Annotated in this window: 17 protein-coding genes and 1 pseudogene; 10 read left to right on the top strand and 8 right to left on the bottom strand. The window is 64.7% G+C overall.

All coding sequences use genetic code 11. The annotated features are described in order from the left end of the window. Positions 1 to 609 carry a hypothetical protein gene (locus AC54AG_RS06685; protein WP_070301712.1) on the bottom strand — a complete coding sequence of 203 codons (609 nt, stop codon included), beginning with the start codon at positions 607 to 609 and terminating at the stop codon, positions 1 to 3. 188 nt (positions 610 to 797) lie between these two features. Here AC54AG_RS06685 and AC54AG_RS06680 point away from each other — a divergent pair, with 188 nt between their 5' ends. Beyond that, entirely contained in the window at positions 798 to 1706 is a 909-nt protein-coding gene (locus tag AC54AG_RS06680) for a VirK/YbjX family protein (RefSeq protein WP_496629817.1), read from the top strand. 141 nt (positions 1707 to 1847) lie between these two features. Then, positions 1848 to 3200: a serine hydrolase gene (locus AC54AG_RS06675; RefSeq protein WP_070301715.1), complete on the top strand. Its 1353-nt coding sequence runs from the start codon at positions 1848 to 1850 to the stop codon at positions 3198 to 3200. 3 nt (positions 3201 to 3203) lie between these two features. Here the strand turns inward: AC54AG_RS06675 and AC54AG_RS06670 are convergent, their stop codons facing one another. From AC54AG_RS06670 to AC54AG_RS06660, 3 genes and pseudogenes are all read right to left on the bottom strand, one after another. Then, positions 3204 to 3557, bottom strand: a complete 354-nt coding sequence (locus tag AC54AG_RS06670; protein ID WP_139248270.1) for a hypothetical protein — start codon at positions 3555 to 3557, stop codon at positions 3204 to 3206. Continuing rightward, positions 3554 to 5122 (bottom strand): EAL domain-containing protein, encoded by a 1569-nt coding sequence (locus AC54AG_RS06665; protein ID WP_496629816.1) that lies wholly within the window; start codon positions 5120 to 5122, stop codon positions 3554 to 3556. The genes AC54AG_RS06670 and AC54AG_RS06665 overlap by 4 nt, the downstream gene beginning before the upstream one ends. Before the next feature lie 92 nt (positions 5123 to 5214). Continuing rightward, positions 5215 to 6714, bottom strand: a pseudogene (locus AC54AG_RS06660) (MFS transporter); the annotation flags it as partial. Between the two features lie 60 nt (positions 6715 to 6774). Here AC54AG_RS06660 and AC54AG_RS06655 point away from each other — a divergent pair. Next, on the top strand, positions 6775 to 7671 hold the full coding sequence (locus AC54AG_RS06655) for a LysR family transcriptional regulator (RefSeq protein ID WP_496629815.1): 897 nt from the start codon (positions 6775 to 6777) through the stop codon (positions 7669 to 7671). A 2-nt stretch (positions 7672 to 7673) separates the two neighbouring features. On the opposite strand, the gene AC54AG_RS06650 is transcribed toward AC54AG_RS06655, so the two are convergent. After that, positions 7674 to 8240, bottom strand: a complete 567-nt coding sequence (locus tag AC54AG_RS06650; RefSeq protein WP_496629814.1) for a helix-turn-helix domain-containing protein — start codon at positions 8238 to 8240, stop codon at positions 7674 to 7676. 91 nt (positions 8241 to 8331) lie between these two features. On the opposite strand from AC54AG_RS06650, the gene AC54AG_RS06645 reads away from it, so the two are divergent. After that, positions 8332 to 8862 (top strand): GNAT family N-acetyltransferase, encoded by a 531-nt coding sequence (locus tag AC54AG_RS06645; protein ID WP_070301721.1) that lies wholly within the window; start codon positions 8332 to 8334, stop codon positions 8860 to 8862. Between the two features lie 7 nt (positions 8863 to 8869). Here AC54AG_RS06645 and AC54AG_RS06640 read toward each other — a convergent pair whose 3' ends face one another. The 3 genes from AC54AG_RS06640 to AC54AG_RS06630 form a co-directional block, all read right to left on the bottom strand. Further along, positions 8870 to 10060: a low temperature requirement protein A gene (locus AC54AG_RS06640; protein WP_496629813.1), complete on the bottom strand. Its 1191-nt coding sequence runs from the start codon at positions 10058 to 10060 to the stop codon at positions 8870 to 8872. Positions 10061 to 10106: 46 nt separating this feature from the next. Next, positions 10107 to 11060, bottom strand: coding sequence for a 2-hydroxyacid dehydrogenase (locus AC54AG_RS06635; protein WP_496629812.1), 954 nt, complete (start codon positions 11058 to 11060; stop codon positions 10107 to 10109). Between the two features lie 258 nt (positions 11061 to 11318). After that, a complete protein-coding gene (locus AC54AG_RS06630) occupies positions 11319 to 11996 on the bottom strand; it encodes a hypothetical protein (RefSeq protein WP_456130944.1) in 678 nt (225 codons plus the stop codon). 233 nt (positions 11997 to 12229) lie between these two features. Between AC54AG_RS06630 and AC54AG_RS06625 the strand changes: the two genes are divergently transcribed. The 6 genes from AC54AG_RS06625 to AC54AG_RS06600 all read left to right on the top strand — a co-directional run bounded on the left by AC54AG_RS06625 (position 12230) and on the right by AC54AG_RS06600 (position 20005). Then, positions 12230 to 14440 carry a TonB-dependent receptor gene (locus AC54AG_RS06625; protein WP_496629810.1) on the top strand — a complete coding sequence of 737 codons (2211 nt, stop codon included), beginning with the start codon at positions 12230 to 12232 and terminating at the stop codon, positions 14438 to 14440. Between the two features lie 102 nt (positions 14441 to 14542). Further along, a complete protein-coding gene (locus AC54AG_RS06620; protein WP_152546399.1) occupies positions 14543 to 15418 on the top strand; it encodes a hypothetical protein in 876 nt (291 codons plus the stop codon). Between the two features lie 84 nt (positions 15419 to 15502). Further along, positions 15503 to 16630: a sensor histidine kinase gene (locus AC54AG_RS06615; RefSeq protein ID WP_496629809.1), complete on the top strand. Its 1128-nt coding sequence runs from the start codon at positions 15503 to 15505 to the stop codon at positions 16628 to 16630. Between the two features lie 173 nt (positions 16631 to 16803). Beyond that, a complete protein-coding gene (locus tag AC54AG_RS06610) occupies positions 16804 to 18258 on the top strand; it encodes a circularly permuted type 2 ATP-grasp protein (RefSeq protein WP_496629807.1) in 1455 nt (484 codons plus the stop codon). Next, the gene (locus tag AC54AG_RS06605; RefSeq protein ID WP_034748325.1) at positions 18252 to 19196 is read left to right on the top strand and encodes an alpha-E domain-containing protein; all 945 of its coding nucleotides are present in this window, start codon (positions 18252 to 18254) and stop codon (positions 19194 to 19196) included. Before AC54AG_RS06610 ends, AC54AG_RS06605 begins: the two co-directional genes overlap by 7 nt. Continuing rightward, the gene (locus AC54AG_RS06600; protein ID WP_034748328.1) at positions 19196 to 20005 is read left to right on the top strand and encodes a transglutaminase family protein; all 810 of its coding nucleotides are present in this window, start codon (positions 19196 to 19198) and stop codon (positions 20003 to 20005) included. Before AC54AG_RS06605 ends, AC54AG_RS06600 begins: the two co-directional genes overlap by 1 nt. Positions 20006 to 20051 lie beyond the last annotated feature (46 nt).

Here is a 20051-nt window from a genome sequence, read left to right as displayed (position 1 = left end):
TTACTGCGCAGGATCAGCCATGCAGCTGGCAAGCGAGGCAATCAATTGTGCGCGCAGCGCCTGGTATTGCGCATCCGTCGCAAAGTCGCGCGGATCGGCCGGCTGGTTCAGTATGTAGGCGGTGGCGACCGTGCCGCTGGCGGCGTGCAGCAGTGTATACAAACTGATGATGCCTTGCGCTTGCGCGATACTGGCGTTATTCAATCCTAGCACTTCCACGCCATCGCGCGCGTCCGTTTCCAGCGGCAGTTGCTGCGGCAGCTTGCCCCTGGCGGCCATTTCCCGCATCTGCGCCACGATGGTCTCGCGGTCGGCCGCGAACTGGCCTTCGGCGCTGCGTTCGATCTTCAGATTCACGAAAGGCAAGCTGCTCTTGCGGAACAGCATCAGCCGATAGCCATCGGCCGTCGATATCTGCCTATCCCCCGCCGCCATCTTGACGATGCGCGTGGTCGCACCGGCTGGCAGCCGGTCCTGCGTCCTGAACTGGAACTGGCTGCGGTTGATGCATTGCGCCAAGGGCGCCAAAGGATCGGCCGTGCGGTCTTGCGCGTGGACGCCCAGTGTCGCAAGCAATACGGGAATGGCAAGCAAATGGCGGTGGTTCATGAGAGGCGTCAGTCATCGAGTCAAGGTGCGGCGAGCATAACCGTCTATATTGCCAGAAGGCAAATGTTTAGTTACCATCCTCTAAATACCCATGGGATAGCTTCTTAATATGAACTTCACCTGGCCCACGTAGCATTCATGTTGGCAAGGCTCTCATTGTGCAGCGCCTGCCCTTTACCGGCAGAACCATGAATGACATCGCGTTAACCCTGCGCCACGGCGCCGCCGTGCCGCACCCGGCCAGCGGCCACCGCCTGAAAGCGGCGCTGGGCGCCCTCTTCTTTCCCCGCCAGCGCTCGCGCTGGCACGCTTTCCTGGGCAGCATGCCGGGCCTGCACTCGCTGGCGCAGCTGCATCCTTGCCTGCGCTTCAAGATTTACCGTCCTTACGCCTCGCGCCAGCTCGGTTGCGCGGATCGCCTGGCCTTGCTGGAAGGACATTACCGTTTCCTGTGGCAAGCGGGCGCGCGCGCCCTGGTCGAACGGGCCGCGTACGCGCCCGTGGTGCTGGCCGCATTCGAAGGCAAGGACGCGGCGCTGTACCGCTTGCAGCTGACGGCCATCCACGACAGCTACCGCGAAGGCGAACTGTGCCTGCGCCTGACGCGCGACGGCCAGCCCCTGTACCTGGCCAGCTTTTTGTTCGTGCCGCGGGCCGATGGCGTCTCGCTGCAGCTGGGCGCGCTGCAAGGCTTGCGCTCGGAAGCGGGCAAGCTGGCCGTCAAGGAAGCCACGCGGGCGCTGCATGGTTGCCGTCCGAAAAACCTGATGGTGACGGCCTTGCGTGATTTCGGCGACTTTTTTGCCTGCAATAACCTGTTCTTGATCAGCAATGACAACCGCATCGCCCTGAATGCGCGGCGCCGGCGCCATATCGCCGCCGACTACGACCTGGCGTGGCAAGAGTTGCACGCCTTGCGTATGCGCGACGGCAATTATCACTTGCCCTGCGCGCCCTACCGTGCGCCAGACCTGGCCGGTGTGCCATCGAAAAAGCGCGCCGATGCGCGGCGGCGCGGCGAATTGCTGCAAGACATGGCCGACGGCATGCGCGCGCAGCTGGCGGATTTTCTGGAAGCGCCGGCGGCTGACAATTGAGCAGGCACAATCATTGCCAAGCCGATAAGCATGTCATAAAACTCAGGCAACCTTCATGTTGGCGCCGTATCCTTCACTTGACATGCCAGATACCCTATCGAGGCGCTGGCGTGCATCCGGCCCACCCAGGACAAGGTTCCCATGACACCCGCATTTACTTTTCTCCCCCTTTGCCTGCTCGGCAGCGCCGCGCTGGCCGCCCCCGTACTGGACGATGCCGTGCGCCAGCGCGCCGAGGAACTCACGCGCACGGGCATGCACGCGAGCATCGTCATCGCCATCATCGATGGCAAGGACAGCGCTGTGTACGGCTTTGGCAGCGTACACGCCGGCAAGAACATCAAGCCGGGCGCCGATACCGTCTACCAGATCGGTTCCGTCACCAAGACCATGACGGGCTTGCTGCTGGCCGACGCCGTCGTCCAAAACAAGGTCAAACTCGATGAGCCGGTCGCGGCATTATTGCCCGGCTATACGGTGCCTGCGTTCGAGGGCAAGACGATCAGCCTGCTCGACCTGGCCACGCACTACTCCTCACTGCCGCGCCTGCCCGACAACTTCGCGCCCAAGAACCCGGCCAATCCGTATGCCGACTACACGGAAGCCAAACAGCGGCAGTTTCTCGCCGCCTATCATCTGCCGTATGCGCCGGGCACGAAACTTGAATACTCCAATATCGGCTACGCCGTGCTGGGCACGGCCCTGGCGGCACAGGCCGGTACCAGCTTTGAAGCGCAGCTGCAAAAGCGCATCGCCGTGCCGCTGGGCATGCGTTCCACTTCGAACAAGCCCACGCACGGCATGCTGGCGCGCCTGGCGCCCGGCCATTTGCTGTCGGGCGAACCGACGCCGGCTTGGGATATGAACGTGGTGGCGCCGGCCGGCGGCGTGTATTCGAGCGCGCGTGACATGATTTCCTACTTGCAAGCGTATATGTTCAAGCCGCTGCGCCCGTACGCGCTGGCGATCCAGCCGCAGCGTCCGCTGGCGCCCGACAGCGGCTCGAAAATCGGCCTGGCCTGGCTGCTGGAACAGCAACAGGGGCAAACCTACGCCTGGCACAACGGCCAGACGGGCGGCTACGCCAGCTATGCGGCGTTCACGACGGACGGCAAGCGGGGCGTGATAGTGCTGACCAACACGGTGCGCGAGGTCGATGCGCTGGGCTTGTCCGCCTTGCTGCCCGGCACACCGTTGCCGCCGCTGAAAAAGCCGCAGGCCGCCATCGAGCTGCCGCGCACAGCATTGGCCGAGTACGTGGGCGAGTATCCGCTGGGCGCGGAATTCACGTTGACGGTGACCTTGGGCAAGAACGGCCTGGAAGCGGCCGGCACGGGCGTTGGGTCAGCCCCCTTGTTTGCCAGCGCCAAGGACCAGTTTTTCTTCCGCGCCATCGAGGCGGAACTGGCATTTACACGCGATGCGGCGGGCAAGATCGCCAGCGCCGTGCTCAAGCAAGGCGGACAGGACGTCGTCTTGCCGCGCAAGCCGTAAAAATCAAGCTGCCGGGTCCTGCATGAATTGCTCGACCCGGGCGACAAACGCCGCCTTGCTGCGTGTGCGAAACTCGCCGAGGAAGGCGTCGCTGCCCTGGACAATCTTGCCATGGCGGTCGTATGCCACCTTGCCCATCTCCAGCACGAATTCGCCCTGCGGATCGTCTTCCGGTTCAAAATGCGAATTGAAGCAGTAGCCGGTGTCGCGGCAGCTGCCCCATAGCAACAATGCGCTGCTGAACCATTCCATGGTATCGGGGCCAGGCTCCACTTCGAACAGGGTGTTGACGGTGATATGCCAGCCGCCGGGGACGCGCAGCGGCTGCAAGGGATAGGGAAAGCGTGGCTGTTTCATGTGGACGACGGGGCGCGGCGCGCCCGGTAAAAGGTGAGGAATTCCGCGGCCGGCAGCGCCTTCGCAAACAGCCAGCCCTGGCCGAATTCTACCTTGCGTTCCAGCAGATAATCGGCTTGCTGCTGCGTTTCGATGCCTTCGGCCACGATCAGCATGTTCAAGGTGCGGGCCATGGCGATGATGTGCGGCGTGACGCTGCTGGTGGCCGCGTCCGTGCCGATGGTGTCGACGAAGGATTTATCGATTTTCAAGGCGTCGAGCGGCAGGTTTTGCAGGCTCGACAGGCTGGAATAACCGGTGCCGAAGTCGTCGATGGCCACGGCATGGCCCCGTGCCCTGGCCTTTTCGATGGTGGCGCGGGCCGCTTCCACGTTGATGAAGCCCCGCTCGGTTGCTTCCAGCCAGATCTGCTGCGCCTCGATGCCCGTGCCGGCCAGCGCGCGTTCCAGCACGTCGAGCACCCGGCCCGTTTCAATGTCACTGGCGCACAGGTTGATGGCGATATGCAGCTCGCGGTCGGCCAGCAGCGCGGCGCGCATGTCGGCGATCACGCAAGCGATGACCTGGTCCGTGATGGGCAGGATCAGTTCGGCTTCTTCGGCCACGGGGATGAACAGGTCGGGCCGTATCATGCTGCCGTCGGGACGGCGCCAGCGTATCAGCGCCTCGGCGCCCACGCACACGCCCGTATCGAGCGCGATGATCGGCTGATAGTGGACAAAGAATTCACGCCGCTCGACGGCCGTTTCCAGTTCACCGCGCAGCGACAGCCGGCGGCGCGACAGCCACACGACGATACCGACGATGAAGGCAGCCATCAGCAGGCCCAGCGGCAAGAGCAGCAGCTGTTCGCGGCGCAGCCTCTCGCTGAGCTTGCTGCGCGGCTCGATCATGACGGCCGTCAAGCCATCGCGGTACAGCATCGCATGGATGCTGTCCTCGCGCGCCAGCGTGTCCGTCCCCCCTTTGCCGGCGAGCAGGGTCTTGACCAGTGCCGGGTCCGGATGGTGCAAGGTGTCGAGCACGCCGCCCTTGCCGATGGCGACGGCCATCTGGATGTCGTTGTCGACGATGACGTCGGAAAAGCGCACGGGATCGATCAGCACCTTATAGGCGCGGTAGGACAAGCCCACCATGCGCTTGCCGCCGCTGACGACGGGGCGCAGGTTGAAATCGAGGCCCATGCCATTGTCGAGGGTAAAGTCGGCGGGCGTGACGGCGATGCGCGCTTCCTCCATGCCGTTCGACGTGCATTTGAGCAAGCCATTTTCGACATAGCCGATATCGTCGATGCTGCGCGTGGTGATGGTGATGCGGCGCAATTGCTGGACATGCGCTTCCGAACACGGCGCCAGGTCCAGCGCATCGGCGCTGCGCAAGGCCATGCTGGCCGAAGCGATCGAACGGTGGGCGCGCTCGAGCGCATAGCCGGCCAGCAGGCGCAGGCGTTCCTGCTCGCCCTGCTCGGCGCGCACGGACGACAAGTAGAAGGCCAGGCTCAGGGGGGCGGCCACGCCGATGACTGCCACCAGCACGCTGGTAATGATGATCCGTTTTCTGCGCATGTGATTACCTGCGGTAGTTATATGATTGCTATGTATTGCTCGCTGGCATCATATTACACGTGCAGGCTGCGCACGCGGATATTGCTGAACAGTTACACTTTTTCCAGCGGCCGCGCCAGCACGAATACGAGCACCGCCACGACTGCTGCCAGTCCGCCCGCCAGGTACAGCACGCTGGCAAAGCCGTCGATGAAGGCGTGGCGCGCCGCTTCCTGCGCCACGGCCTGCATCGCGGGCGGTAGCTGGCCGAAAGCGTCGGCCGCGTTGCCGGCGACGATACGGCCGATCATTTCAGGCGAGGCCTTCAAGCCGTGCAGCCACGCCAGCTTGTCGAACGAGGCTGCCGTGCGCATGGCCAGCACGGCGCCCAGCGCACCGACGGCCAGCACGATGCCGACAAAGCGCGTCGTCGTGCTGATGCCCGAGCCCATGCCCGTGCGCTCGCGCGGGATGCAGGCGAGGATGGCTTTTTGCGTGGTGCCGTTCAGCAATCCCGCGCCCGCGCCCGTGACGATCATGCCCGCCGCCACCCAGCCGTACTGCAGGCTGGCGGCGGCCAGCGCCGTGGCCACGTTGCCGACAGCGACGATCAACAAGCCCGTCACCAGAATGCCGCGGTCGTCCAGATGGCGCATGGCGTGCGGCGCCAGACGGGACAGCACCACCATGGCGACGGCAAACGGCAGCATGGCGCAGCCGGCCAGCACGGCGGAAAAGCCGAAGGCGTTCTGCAGGTACAGCGGCAGGAAGGTCATCATCACCTGCGCGGCGATCGCATAGCCGAACATGCCCAGCACGGCGCCGACGAACACGCGGCGGCCAAACAGCGACAGATCGACCATGGGCGCGCGCTGGCGCCGTTCCACCAGCACGAAAACGGCCAGCAGCGCCGCGCCCGCGGCGAAGCGCAGCATGGTGGCGCGGCTGGACCAGCCCGCCAAGCTGGCGTCGATCAAGCCCCAGATGATGGCGAACAGGCCGGCGGAGAATAATGCCGCGCCAAGCGGGTCGAAACTGGCGTTGGACGCATCTTTCGATTCATCCACGTGCTTGCCTACGAGCCACATCAACATGGCGACGACGGGCAGGTTCAGGTAGAAAATCCAGCGCCAGTTGATGGCGCTCGTGATCAGGCCGCCCAAGAGGGGCGCCACCGTCATGGCCACGCCCATGGCCGCGCCCCACACGGACCAGGCGCGCGCCCGCTCCTTTTCCGCATGGAACGTGTGGCCGATGACGGCCAGCGCGGACGTCAGCAACAGCGCCGCGCCCAGGCCCTTGACGGCGCGCGCCACGTTGAGCACGAACGGCGTCCACGCCAGGCCGCACAACAGCGACGCCAGCGCGAACACGGCCAGGCCAAACAGCATCACCGTGCGCCGACCCAGGCGGTCGGCGATGCTGCCGGCCGGCAGCAGGAACGAGGCGAACGCCAGCATGTAGGCGCTGACCACCCATTCCACGTCGACGAAGCTGGCGTTCAGCGAGCGGGCGATCGACGGCAGGGAGACGGCCACGACGTTGGTGTCGAGCATGATCAGCGCGCACACGCCCGAGCACGTATATAAGGTCCAGTTGGTATTCTTCATGCCCCGATTGTAAGCACGCTTGTATTATTTCCTGTTATAAGACAGGCGCCTTATAATTTACCCATGGTGAATACAGATAAAGAGATGGAACTGCGGCATTTCCGCTGCGTGCTGGCCGTCGCGCACAGCCTGCATTTCGCGCGGGCCGCCGCGGAACTCGGTATTTCGCCGCCCGCGCTGACCAAGCAGGTGCAGGAAACGGAGCAGCTGCTGGGCACGCGGCTGTTCCAGCGCAGCAAGCGCGCCGTGTCCCTGACGGCCGCCGGAGAATTGTTCGTCATCGAGGCCACGCGGGCGCTGGGGCAGCTGGCGCAGGCGCAGGAAGTGGCGCGGCGTGCGGGCCGGGGCGAGCTGGGACGGCTGGAAATCGGCTACGTGGCGTCGGCCGCCTATTCCGGCTTGCTGCAGGACCAGTTTGCCCGCTTTCGTGCCACCCACCCGGGCATCCACATTGGTGCGCGCGAATACGCGATGGATACCCTGCCCGGCTTGCTGGACCAGGGCCGGGTCGACCTGGCGTTCGTGCGCCCGCCCCTGCACCTGCCGGACGGACTGGACAGCGTGGTCTTGCTGCGCGATCGCTTCGTGCTGGCCGTGCAGGCGGACAGCCCGCTGGCTTCGTTTGATGCGGCGGCGCCGGCCGCGCTGGCGCAGCAGGCGTTCATCGTGCCGGAACAGGAATTGGGAACGTTGGAAGTGAGCCGGCGCGGCGGCTTTGCGGCGCAGGTGGTGTCGCGCCCGGGTAGCCTGGTGGCCGTGCTGACGGAAGTGTCGCTGGGCGTCGGTTGCGCCATCGTGCCCCACTCCGTGATGGCCAGCGTGCAATTGCCGGGCGTGGTGTTCCGCGAGCTGGCAGGGCCGCAGATCAGCTCGGAAATCGCCGTGGCCTTCCGCCGCCACGAACAGGCGCCCGCCACGCGCGCCTTCATTGCCCAGCTGCGCGTGGCGGCGCTGGATTGACCTCAGTTCTTCAATACCGCCACGGCGTAGGTGCAGGCGGTGGCCGTTTCATTCTTGAACACGCAGTCGGCGGGCGGACCCAGTTCCAGGCAATCGCTCTCGTCCAGCACGTGGCGCGTCTCTCCTTCAATGAACACGAGGCTGCCGCTGAGCGACCATATCAGTTGTCGCCGCGATACATAGGCGGCGGCCGGCATGGCCACCACGGCGCCCGGCGGCAAGGTAATATGCACGAGGTCGAGCGGCATGTCGGACGCGGGCGACACGTGCCGCCGCAGATAGCCGCTCTGCGGGTCGATCCACACGGGCTGGTCCGCCTTGCGCAGCAAGCGCCCTGCGCACATCTCGGCGCGCGCGATCAGCTCGGACATGCTCAAGTCGAAGGCGCCCGACAGCCGCGCCAGCAAGGTGGCCGTGGGGCTGCAATCACCCCGCTCCACCTTATGCACCATCGCGCGCGACACGCCCGAGCGGGCCGCCAGGTCCGTCAGCGACCAGCCCAGGTTTTCCCGCTCGAGGCGCACCCTGGCGCCGATGCGCTGATTCAATTCGTCTGGTTTAGTGGACATGTATCGGCTTCCATTCGGATTTTATTGGACAAGCGGTGAGCGGCAATCTATGATTTGTCCATTATAGTAGACGCTTGACGAGGAGAGCAACATGCAGATACGCGATGCCCATGCGGGCGATATCGAGGCCATACTGGCCATCTACAACGATGCCGTCAGCAATACCCTGGCCATCTGGAATGAACGCACGGTCGATGCGGCCAACCGCGCCGCCTGGCTGGCTGACCGCCAGCGGGCCGGCTACCCCGTGCTCGTCGCCATCGATGCAGAGGAAAATGTCGCCGGCTACGCCTCGTTCGGCGACTGGCGCCCGTTCGAGGGTTTCCGGCATACGGTCGAGCATTCCGTGTACGTGCGCGCTGATCGCCGGGGCGCCGGCGTCGGCAAGGCCTTGATGGTGGAATTGATCGCGCGGGCGCGCGGCCTGGGCAAGCACGTGATGGTGGCGGGCATCGAGGCGGGCAATGCCGGCTCGATCGCCCTGCACAAACAGCTGGGCTTCGAGGAAGTGGGATTGATGCGCCAGGTGGGCACCAAGTTCGGCGCCTGGCTGGACCTGGCATTCCTGCAGCTGCAGCTCGATACGCGCAGCGATCCGGACGGCATCGCGCCGCCCGGCTAAGCAAGCATCAGGGATCGATCTCCGGCGGTGGACGGCGCAGCGCCATATGTTCCCACACGGCTACCAGTACCAGCACGCAGCTGGTGATGCAGGCCAGGGTCAACGGCGAATACAGGCGGCCGTAGGCCATCGGGATCAGCGCCAGGATGATCAAAATCCCCAGCAGATGCGACAGCGGCGGCGCGGCGCGCTCGCTGCTGACCCATTTGAACAGCGCATTGCCCAGCAAATACAGGATCGGGCCGCCCAGCAAGGCGCTAATGCCGGCGAAGCTCGCTTCGTCCGGATGCACGAGGGCCAGTTCATCGGCCACGGCGCTGACGATCACGCCGCCCACGATCAGCACGTGGATATACGTGTAGGCCTTGCGGGCGATGCGGCCCGGGTCTTTCGAGTGGGCGATGCGGTGGTGGCCCGCCTCGGCGCCCGTGTCGAAATAAATCCACCACATGGCGATGCTGCCGACCAGGGCCGACATGAAGCCCAGCCAGTTGGCGGCCGTCCATTCCAGGCCCGCGAACGTTGCGCCCGTCACCAGCAACGATTCACCGAGGGCGATGATGACGAACAGGCCGCAGCGTTCGGCCATGTGGCTGCCGTCGACGTCCCAGTCGGCCGTCGTCGAGCGGCCCAGGCCCGGCAGGCCGAACTGCATCCAGGGGCCGGCCAGGTCGATCGCCAGTGCCAGCATCCACCAGAAGATGCGCTCTTCGGGCGACGCCATGCCGCCGGCGATCCAGAAGATGCCGGACAGCACGGCCCACAGGGCGATGCGCTGGAAATTGCGGCGGCGCGACAGCGCTTCATGGCGCACGGCCCACCAGGCAAACAGGGGCCGTCCCACCTGCATGGCCACGTAGGCGCCCGCAAAGGCGAGGCCCCGCGTGCCGAACGCTTCGGGAATCGATGCCGACATGATCAGGCCGCCCAGCATCAGCGCGAACAGGCTGATGCGCACGGGAATGCGTTCGGGGTCGAGCCAGTTGGTGATCCACGACGTGAAGATCCATACCCACCAGACGGCCATCAGCAGCAGACCCGTCTGCAGCCAGCCCATGGCGCTCAGGTGGGCCAGCAAGCCGTGCGACAGTTGTGTGACGGCAAACACGAACACGAGATCGAAGAACAGCTCGATCATGCCCACCTTGCCGCTGTCCTGCCCGCCGCGCGTGCGCAACAGCGATTTTCTTAATTCCATAGCTACTCTTTCATTCATGCTTGATTAAAACGGTTGATTCTGGACTTTATGGCTTTACGGGTGTCGGCAAGGGCAAGCCGGCGAAGTGCGCGGCCAGGTTATCGACGACCAGTTGGCCCATGGCGTGCCGCGTTTCCACGGTCAGGCTGCCCACATGCGGCGTGAGCACGACGTTGGGCAAGACGCGCAAGGCATTTGGTACGCGCGGTTCGTCCGCAAACACGTCGAGACCGGCAGCGCCCAGGTGGCCATCCTGCAAGGCGGCGATCAGGGCGTCTTCGTCGATCAGCGCGCCCCGGGCGATATTGATCAGGGTGCCTTGCGGACCGAGCGCGTCAAGAATGGTGCGGTCGACGATCTTGCGCGTGGCGGGCGTGCCCGGCGCGCAGACGATCAGGTAATCGCTTTCCTGCGCCAGGGCCAGCAGCGATTCCGCGCGCGGCACAGTAGTATCGGCAATGGCGCGCGGCTGGAAGTAGCGGACATGGACGCCGAAAGCGGCCAGGCGCAGCGCGATGGCCTGGCCGATCTGGCCGAAACCGAAGATGCCGGCCGTCTTGCCGCGCAGGCTAGATGCGGGGACGATGGCCTCGCGGCGCTCCCAGCCGCCGTCGCGCACGAAACGGTCGAGCGCCACGATGTGCCGCGCGCTGGCCAGCAGCAAGGCCAGCGCCACGTCGGCCACGTCGTCCGTCAGCACGTTCGGCGTGGTGGTGACGGCGATGCCCCGTTCGCGCGCCACGTCGAGCGCCACGCCATCGAGACCCACGCCATTGACGGCGACAATTTCCAGATTCGGCAGCAAGCCCATGTCGGTGGCGTTCAAGCCCAGCGCGCCCGTCGTGACGACGGCGCGGACAGACGGCGCGCGCTTGGCCAGCCAGGCGTGGCGCTCGTCCGCCGGCACTTGCCAGGCGTGATGACAGGTGTATTGCTGTTCCAGCTGCGCGTTGACGGCAGCCGAAGGGCTGGGAGCGAGGATGAGGAGGTCGGGTGGCATGGGCGTCCGGGTCGGTGTCGGCAGGATTTGCAGACGCAACTTAGCATATTTGATGCCACGCCGGGGGTGACTGCCCTATTACCGCCCCTAAAACCCTGCCCGGCGCACGGTCTTTTCCCGCGTGGGCCTACCCCATCGAATCGTAGGTCGGCTTAGCCCAACGGGCGTAAGCCGACGTGCGCCGCCACGCAGCATGTCAGATTACGCTGCGCTAATCTGACCTACAGCTAATCTGACCTGCACAGCCTTCCATCCGACTCAACCCGGGCAAGGCACTCTTTTCACCTTGCCGCCTGTCTTGAACGGGTCGGCGCCCGCGCCCGGGTTCGCGTCGAGACCAAAGCACGTGGCCCCGCCGGCGCTGACGACGCGCGTGGCGGGCCGGCCATCGGCCGTCAGGTATTCCTCCACGCGGATGACGGGGCCGCCGCGCCAGGCTGAGGCGACCAGCTTCTGGAAAGTGCTTTCGCTCTTGAGTTCGGCAGTGGCCAGCCACGGCTTGTCTTGCCTGGTTTCGCCGCGCAAGGCCTTGTCGGCGGCGCCTGCGGCCAGCCGGGCGCGCGTGCGCAAGTCTGTGGTGGATGGCGCCGTGGCGGGTGCGGCAGGCAATTCTTCGGCGGGTACGGTGATGACTTCCGCTGCCACGGCGGGCGGTGGGAAGACAGCGGGCGGTACAGTGGCACGCGCGCGCGGCATGGGAACCGGCATCGGCAACGGCAAGGCCAGCGGTGGCGCCGGCGGCGCTGGCCGGGGCGGCAGCAGGGTCATGAAGGCCACTTCCGTGTATTGCTTCAGTTGCCGCGCCGGCAGCAGCAGGAAATACAGACCCAGCGCATGCATGGCCAGGATCAGCGCGACGGCCGCGCCCTTCAGGCTCAAGCCCCGTCGTATGCGCAGGCGCATGGAAGCGGACGGTAGATGGCGGAGCAATGGCATGCGGATTCCTGTGGGCGCCGGGCGCGATGGCCCATTCTAGCGAAACTTGACCATAGGCATTAATAAATCCACAAGGTACCGTCTGGCGCGCCTTTTTGCGCCAGATTCCGCCACCCTCACTTGCCGCGTGTTGTACAAATGGCGACTTTTTGATCGCTTTCTCACACTTTTCCACGCTGTGCGCCTCGCTGGAATATAATGATAATCATTCTCATTAATATCCAGACAACACCATGCGCTCCTTCCACCTCGTCCCTACCCCGTTCGCCCTGGCCGCCTTCCTGCTGGCCAGCGCCGCCGCCCACGCCCAGAACACGCCGGCAGACAGCGGCGCGCAAACCATGCCGACCGTTGTCGTCAACGCCTCGGCCGATGCGTCGGCGGAAGGCTTGTCGAAGGCGTATGCGGGCGGCCAGGTGGCGCGCGGCGGGCGCATGGGCATCCTCGGGTCCGTGGACATGATGGACTCGCCATTCGGCAGTACCAGTTATACGCAGCAATTCATTGCCGACCAGCAGGCGCGCAGCGTGGGCGACTTGCTGCAGAGCGATGCGGCCGTGCGCATGTCGCGCGGCTATGGCAATTTTCAGGAAGTGTATGTGATCCGCGGTTTCGCCCTCGATTCGGACGACGTGGCCTACAACGGCCTGTATGGCGTGTTGCCGCGTCAATATGTATCGCCGGAATTGCTCGAGCGCGTGGAAGTGTTCCGTGGCGCCAGCGCCTTCCTCAACGGCGCGGCGCCGGGCGGCAGCGGCATCGGCGGCGCCATCAACCTGATGCCCAAGCGCGCCGGCAACACGCCGTTGACGGAATTGACGGTGGGCGTGGAATCGGGCGGCCACGCTTACGCGGCCATCGACGTGGCGCGCCGCTTTGGCGCGAACCAGGAATTTGGCGTGCGCGTCAACGCCGCCAAGCGCCAGGGCGAGACCAGCATCCAGCGCGAAGACCACGACGTGGGCATGTTTTCAGTCGGCCTCGACTACCGCGGCCGCGGCTACCGCCTGTCGGCCGATGCCGGCTACCAGAATTTCGATCTGACGGCGCCGCGTCCTTCCGTCAACACGGGCAGCCTGACGGCCTTGCCGGGCGCACCCGATGCGTCGAAGAACTTTGCCCAGCCGTGGAGCTATTCGAAGGAGCACGACGTGTTCGGCACGGCGCGCGCCGAAGTGGATCTGGCCAAGGATGTGGTGGCCTGGGCCGCGTTCGGCAGCCGCTCGACGAAGGAATCGAACAGCCTGGCCCAACCGACGTTGACCTCGCTCAATGGCGATGCCAGCGTGTACCGCTTCGACAATGCGCGCAAGCAGGAAATCCGCACGGGCGAACTGGGCGTCCGCGGCAAGCTCACGACGGGCGCCGTCCAGCACACCCTGGTGGCCAGCTGGTCCGGGCACTGGAACGAAGCGAAGAATGCGTATGCGATCAGCGACTACGCGGGCTTGCCGACGAATATCTACCGTCCGCTGGAGGTGGCCATGCCGCCCACCCTGGCCGCGAACTCGGGCGGCGTGATGAGCGACCCGCGCCTGACGCAAAAAACCATCCTCAGCAGCTACGCCGTGGCCGACACCATGGCCTTCCTCGACGACCGGCTGCTGCTGACCGTGGGCCTGCGCCGCCAGCAGATCCGCGACGCCGCGTATGCCTACGGTACGGCCGTACAATATTCCAGCTATGACAAGAGCGCCACGACGCCCGTGGCCGGCATCGTTTACAAGGCCAGCAAGAACGTGTCGCTGTACGCCAACTACATCGAGGCGCTGGTCAAGGGTCCCGTTGCCAGCGGCACCTATTTTGATGGCAAGAATGACGTGCCACTGAGCAACAAGGGTGAAGTGTTCTCGCCCTACAAGTCGAAGCAGAAGGAAATCGGCGTCAAGTATGACGGCGGCAGGCTGGGCATGAGCGCCGCCCTGTTTTCCACGGCCAAGCCTTTGCCTGCCGTGGTCGGTTCACGTGCCACCCTGTCGGGCGAACAGCGCAACCAGGGCCTGGAACTGTCCATCTTCGGCACGCCGATGGCGGGCGTACGCCTGCTGGGCGGCCTGACCTGGCTCGATACGGAACAGCGCAAGACGGACAAGCCGGCCAACAATGGCAACAATGCCATCGGCGCGCCAAAGACACAGCTCAGCGTGGGCGGCGAATGGGACGTGCCCGGCGCGCCCGGCTTGAGCCTGAACGCCCGTACCGTCTACACGTCGACGCAGTATGCGGACCTGGCCAACAGCAAGCAACTGCCATCGTGGACCCGCGTCGACATCGGCGCGCGCTACCTGACGCAGCTGGCCGGCCATGACGTAACCTTGCGCGCGCGCATCGACAACGTGGCCGACCGCAGCTACTGGGCCTCGGCCGTCTCCTCGTTCGACGCCGGCAGCCTGGTGCTGGCCGCGCCCCGCACCTTCGTCGTCTCGGGCAGCGTGGCGTTCTAACTGAGCCTGCATCAGCCTGCGACCAAGCTGTCCCTTCCCGGGGCAGCTTTTTTTTCGCGTGCGCGCCTGTGCCGCAAGCGGCGCTTCGGCGACAATGCCCCCATGAAACGATACCCTGCCCTGCTGCTCTTGCTCTGCCTGTCCCTGCCGGCCGCCGCGCAGAAGCAAGCGGCCTGCCCGTATGCCGCCTGGAAAAGCGGCTTCAAGGGCGATGCGCGGGCGCAAGCCACGTGCTTGCTGCGCCCCGTCAAGTTGTATGCGCGCCTGGGCGAGAGCGCGCCGCTGCCCGAGTTTCTTGCCGCCCGCATCGGCCAGCGCACGGGCATCGCCCCGACCCGGCTGCGCGCCTGGCTGGCGCAGCAATCGATCAGCGAAGCGGACGTGGGCGGCGCCGTCGATGCACCGCTGTCGCGCGCCGTGGGCCGGCTGGCCGCGCCCATGGCCCGCTATTTCGTCATCCACGACACCAGCTACCCGAATTTCCTGCTGGAGCCCATTCCCGGCCACATCAACGACGCCAGCTGGGATTTCAACGATTTCAATTTACGTAACCCCGCGCTGGGCGGCGGTCCGAAAGGCCATGTGTACGTGAACCGCCTGGGCGGCTCCCTGGCCGTGCGCGACTTCGGCACGGCCAGCTACGCGAGCAAGCTGGAAAAAGACAAGCCGTCGCTGACGGGCCTGTTCCTGCACGTGGAATTGGTGCAGCCGCGCAACTCCGTGCCCGGCGGCGGCAAAGGCAACGACGGGCTGGCGCCCGATCCCGGTTTTACGCCTGCGCAATACGAGCGCCTGGCCCTGCTGTACATCGCCGCCAGCGTGCGCAAGGGCACGTGGCTGATCCCCGCCTTCCACGCCGTGCTCGATACGGGCTATGCGAATGGCCATGACGATCCGCAGAACTTTTCGCTGGAGCAATGGGATACAACCCTCGGTCATTTGAGCGCCGTCATGACCGGCGCCGACGCGCCGAATTGAACACCACCTGCACGCCGATTTGGAGGATACTTTAGCTCCCGCCGTTGCACCGCGTGGATGCCGAGCTGTCGATGGAGAGCTGCGATGACCTATGCCTCTGACCAGAAAATGCACGTGCTGGACATGCCCGCGCGTACGCGGCGCATCTTCAGCATGCGCGATGCCGTGCTGACGCAATGGGAACACGAGGTGCGCGCCAAGGTGCGCGGTGCCGATGCCTTGCTGACACCCATCTTGATCAATACCTTGCCCGCCTTCTTCGACAACCTGGCCGAAGCGCTGACGCCAGGCTATCCGCGCGACAATGCCACCAGCAATACCAATGCCCCGGCCGTGCACGGCAACGAACGGGCGCGCATGACCAGCTATGGCCCGGAACAGGTGATCCAGGAATACCAGATCTTCCGCGACTGTTTCGCCGATGCGGCCCTCGAAGCGGGCGTGCCGCTGCGGCGCCGCGACTGGCAGGTGATCAATGCCTCGATCGATACGGGCATACGCGAAGCCATCCTGGAATTTACCGCCATGCATGAAAGCTTCCAGCGGCGCATCGCCGCCGGGCTGTCGCACGACATGCGCAATCCCCTCTCCGTCATGCTCAACAGCGCCCAGCTGCTGCAACGGTGCCCGCAGCAGCTCGACGTGCCGGCCCTGGCGTCGAAAATCATCGAACACGGCAAGCGCCTCGACGAGATGATCCAGGAATTGCTTGATACGCTCAGCTACCACCGGGGGCAAAAGCTGCCGCTGGTCTTGCATCGCTTCGATATCCTGCCGCTGGCGCAGCAGGTGGGCGACAGCGTCAATACTGGCCATCCGGGCAAGTGCCTGGTCACGGGCGCGTCCGTCACCGGCTGGTGGTGCGAAAATTCGCTGCGCCGCGCCCTGGAAAACCTGGTCGGCAACGCCCTCAAGTATGGCGACGACGGCCCCATCCATATCCACATCAACACCCTGCGCGAACGCATGATACTCACCGTGCACAACACGGGCAGCGCTATCGCCCCGGAGCAGACCGAGCGCATCTTCGAATACCTGCGCCGCGAACACCAGGGCAGCGCGCCCGGCTGGGGTATCGGCCTGCCCTTCGTGCAAAACGTGGCGGAAAGCCACGGCGGCAGCGCGCTGGTCGACAGCGCGCCGGAAACGGGCACCACGTTTACCATCGACCTGCCCATCGACTGCCGGCCCTTCGTCACGCCGGACGCTTGAGCTCGCCGCCAACTGCCCCAACACCGGCATTTTCCGCGCAGTAACGCACCAATACGGTGCGGATGACGGTTTTACGCCACAAAAATGGTCATTTTTTACATACTTTCGGGTGCGCGGCACTGGCACGATTTCTGCTGAGCTATAGTCAGACACGGCTCAAGGGAAATCACAACATGGCAAATTTTTTCAATGAAATGACTGCAAATGAAGTGGGTACGGACAGCAAGGTACGTGAACACTATCGTGAATTCAGCAACTGGCTGGAGCAGCAATCCCCCGAGACCATTGCCCGCAAGCGGGCCGAAGCCGACCTGACGTTCCGCCGGGTCGGCATCACGTTCGCCGTCTATGGCGACGATGCCGGCACGGAGCGCCTGATTCCGTTCGACACCATCCCGCGCATCATTCCCGCCGCCGAATGGGCGCAGATGCAAACGGGCCTGGTGCAGCGCGTGCAAGCCTTGAACATGTTCATCCATGATATTTATCATGAGCAAAACATCATCAAGGCGGGCATCATTCCTGCCGATCAAATCTACAAGAATGCCCAGTACCGCCCGGAAATGCAGGGTATTTCCGTCGCCTCCGACATTTACGCCCACATCGCCGGCGTCGACATCGTGCGGGCCGGACAGGGCGAATTCTATGTGCTGGAAGACAACCTGCGCGTGCCCTCCGGCGTGTCCTACATGCTGGAAGACCGCAAGATGATGATGCGGCTGTTCCCGGAACTGTTCGCCCGCAACCGCATCGCCCCCGTCGACCATTACCCGGACATGCTGCTCGACAACTTGCGCTCGGTCGCGCCGATGGGCGTCGATGACCCCACGGTCGTCGTCATGACGCCGGGCATGTACAACTCCGCCTACTTCGAACATGCGTTCCTGGCCCAGCAGATGGGCGTGGAACTGGTGGAAGGCAAGGATCTGTTCGTCAACGACAACTCTGTTTACATGCGCACGACGCGCGGCCCAAAACGCGTGGACGTGATCTACCGCCGCGTGGACGACGATTTCCTCGACCCGCTGGCTTTCCGATCGGACTCGTCCCTGGGCGTGCCGGGCCTGCTGTCCGTCTACCGCGCCGGCCGGGTGACCCTGGCCAACGCGATCGGCACGGGCGTGGCCGACGACAAGTCGATCTACCCGTTCGTGCCCGACATGATCAAGTTTTACCTGTCGCAGGAACCGATATTGAACAACGTGCCCACGTACCAGTGCCGCAAGAGCGCCGACTTGTCCTACGTGCTGGCGAACCTGGCGAAACTCGTCGTCAAGGAAGTGCATGGCGCGGGCGGCTACGGCATGCTGGTGGGGCCGGCCTCGAGCGCCGCGCAGATCGAGGACTTCCGCCAGCGCCTGCTGGCCAATCCGGGCGGCTACATCGCCCAGCCGACCCTGGCCCTGTCCGCCTGCCCCACGTATGTCGAGGCCGGCATCGCGCCGCGCCACATCGATTTGCGCCCGTTCGTGCTGTCCGGCAAGACGATTTCCATGGTGCCCGGCGGCCTGACCCGCGTGGCGCTCGGCGAAGGCTCGCTGGTGGTCAACTCCTCGCAAGGGGGCGGCACCAAGGATACCTGGGTACTGGAAGCCACTTCCGCTTTTGCAGGAGAGAAAACATGCTGAGCCGCACCGCCGATCATTTGTTCTGGATGGCCCGCTACACTGAGCGGGCGGAAAACACGGCGCGCATGCTCGACGTTAACATGCAGACGTCGATGCTGCCCCAGTCCGAACAGGACGCGGAGCAAGGCTGGCGCGCCACCCTGGGTATTTCCGAGCTGCAAAGCGCGTACGACCACAAATATGGCCGTTTTCATACGCGCGACGTGCTCGACTTTATGGTGCGCGACCCGAACAACCCGTCGTCCATCCTTGCCTGCCTGACGGGGGCGCGCGAAAACGCCCGCGCCGTGCGGGGGACTTTGACGACGGAAGTGTGGGAAATCCAGAACGCCACCTGGCTCGACATGCAGAAGCGCTTGAAAAGCAATCTGCTGGAAACGGACCCCAGCCAGTTCTTCGAGTGGGTCAAGTACCGTTCGCACCTGTCGCGCGGCGTGACCCTGGGCACCATGCTCAAGGATGAGGCCATCCATTTCATTCGCCTCGGCACTTTCCTCGAGCGGGCCGACAACACGGCGCGCATCCTCGACGTGAAGTTTCACGGCGCGCGCGACACGTCGAAAGACATCACCCAGCGCGATTTCTACTACTGGGCGGCCCTGCTGCGCTCCGTGTCCGGCTTCGAGATCTACCGCAAGGTCTACCGCGATGTGATCACCCCGGCACGGGTGGCGGAATTGCTGATGCTGCGCGGCGACATGCCCAGGTCGCTCCTGGCCTGCATGGATGACGTGGTGGAAAACCTCAAGCATATCCGCAACGATGTGTCGGCTGATACGGAACGGTTTGCGGGCAAATTGCACGCGGAACTGAAATTCGGCCATATCGACGACATCATGAAGGCGGGCTTGCACCTGACTTTGACGGAGTTTCTGGAAAACATCTATGACTTGGGCAACCGGGTCAGCCGCGACTTCCTCGTTCCCTTGGCGGCCTGATGCAGCTCACCATCCGCCACGAAACCCATTACGCCTACAGTGCGCCGCTGGCCTACACCATCCAGCAACTGCACCTGACGCCGCGTATCGAGCCGCAGCAGCGCGCCCTGTCCTGGCAAATCACGACGCCGGGCCAGTGCCACGCCTACACGGATGCCTACGGCAACTTGTCGCACATGCTGACGATTAACGGTAGCCATCACTCCCTGAGCCTGGTGGCGCATGGCGTGGTGGAAACCATCTACCCGCACAAGGGACGGCTGAACCTGATCGACACCTTGTCGCCCTTGCTGTTTACCATGCCGACGCCGCTGACGCAGGCCGATCCCGCCATTCTCGACCTGGCGGCCGCCAGCCTGCCGGACCGGAGCGTGACGGCGGGCACGGGCCATCTGCTGCGCCTGGCCGAGCACATCGTCGGCAAGGTCGCGTATGAAAGCGGCGCCACCATGGTCACCACCACGGCCGGCGACGCGCTGGCCCTGGGACGCGGCGTGTGCCAGGATCACGCCCACCTGTTCCTTGCCTGCTGCCACGCCTGGGGAATCCCGGCCCGCTATGTGTCCGGCTATATCGATCCGGGCACGACGGGCCATGCGGCCAGCCATGCCTGGGTCGACGCGTGGGCCGAAGACACGGATTTCGCGGGCTGGGTCAGCATTGACGTCACGCATGCGCGGCTGATGACGGATGCGTATTGCCGCCTGGCCATCGGGCGCGATTACGATTCGGCGGCCCCCGTGCGCGGCGTGCGCCAGGGTGGTGGCACGGAAACCTTAAGAGTCGATGTGCAGATCGTGCCCGTGTAAACAGGCAGGAATGAGGCTGGCCGGGCCTTGCCAGCGGTATGCCGGG

The organism is Janthinobacterium sp. BCJ23 (assembly GCF_059617945.1).
This window is presented reverse-complemented; position numbering and strand designations above follow the sequence as displayed.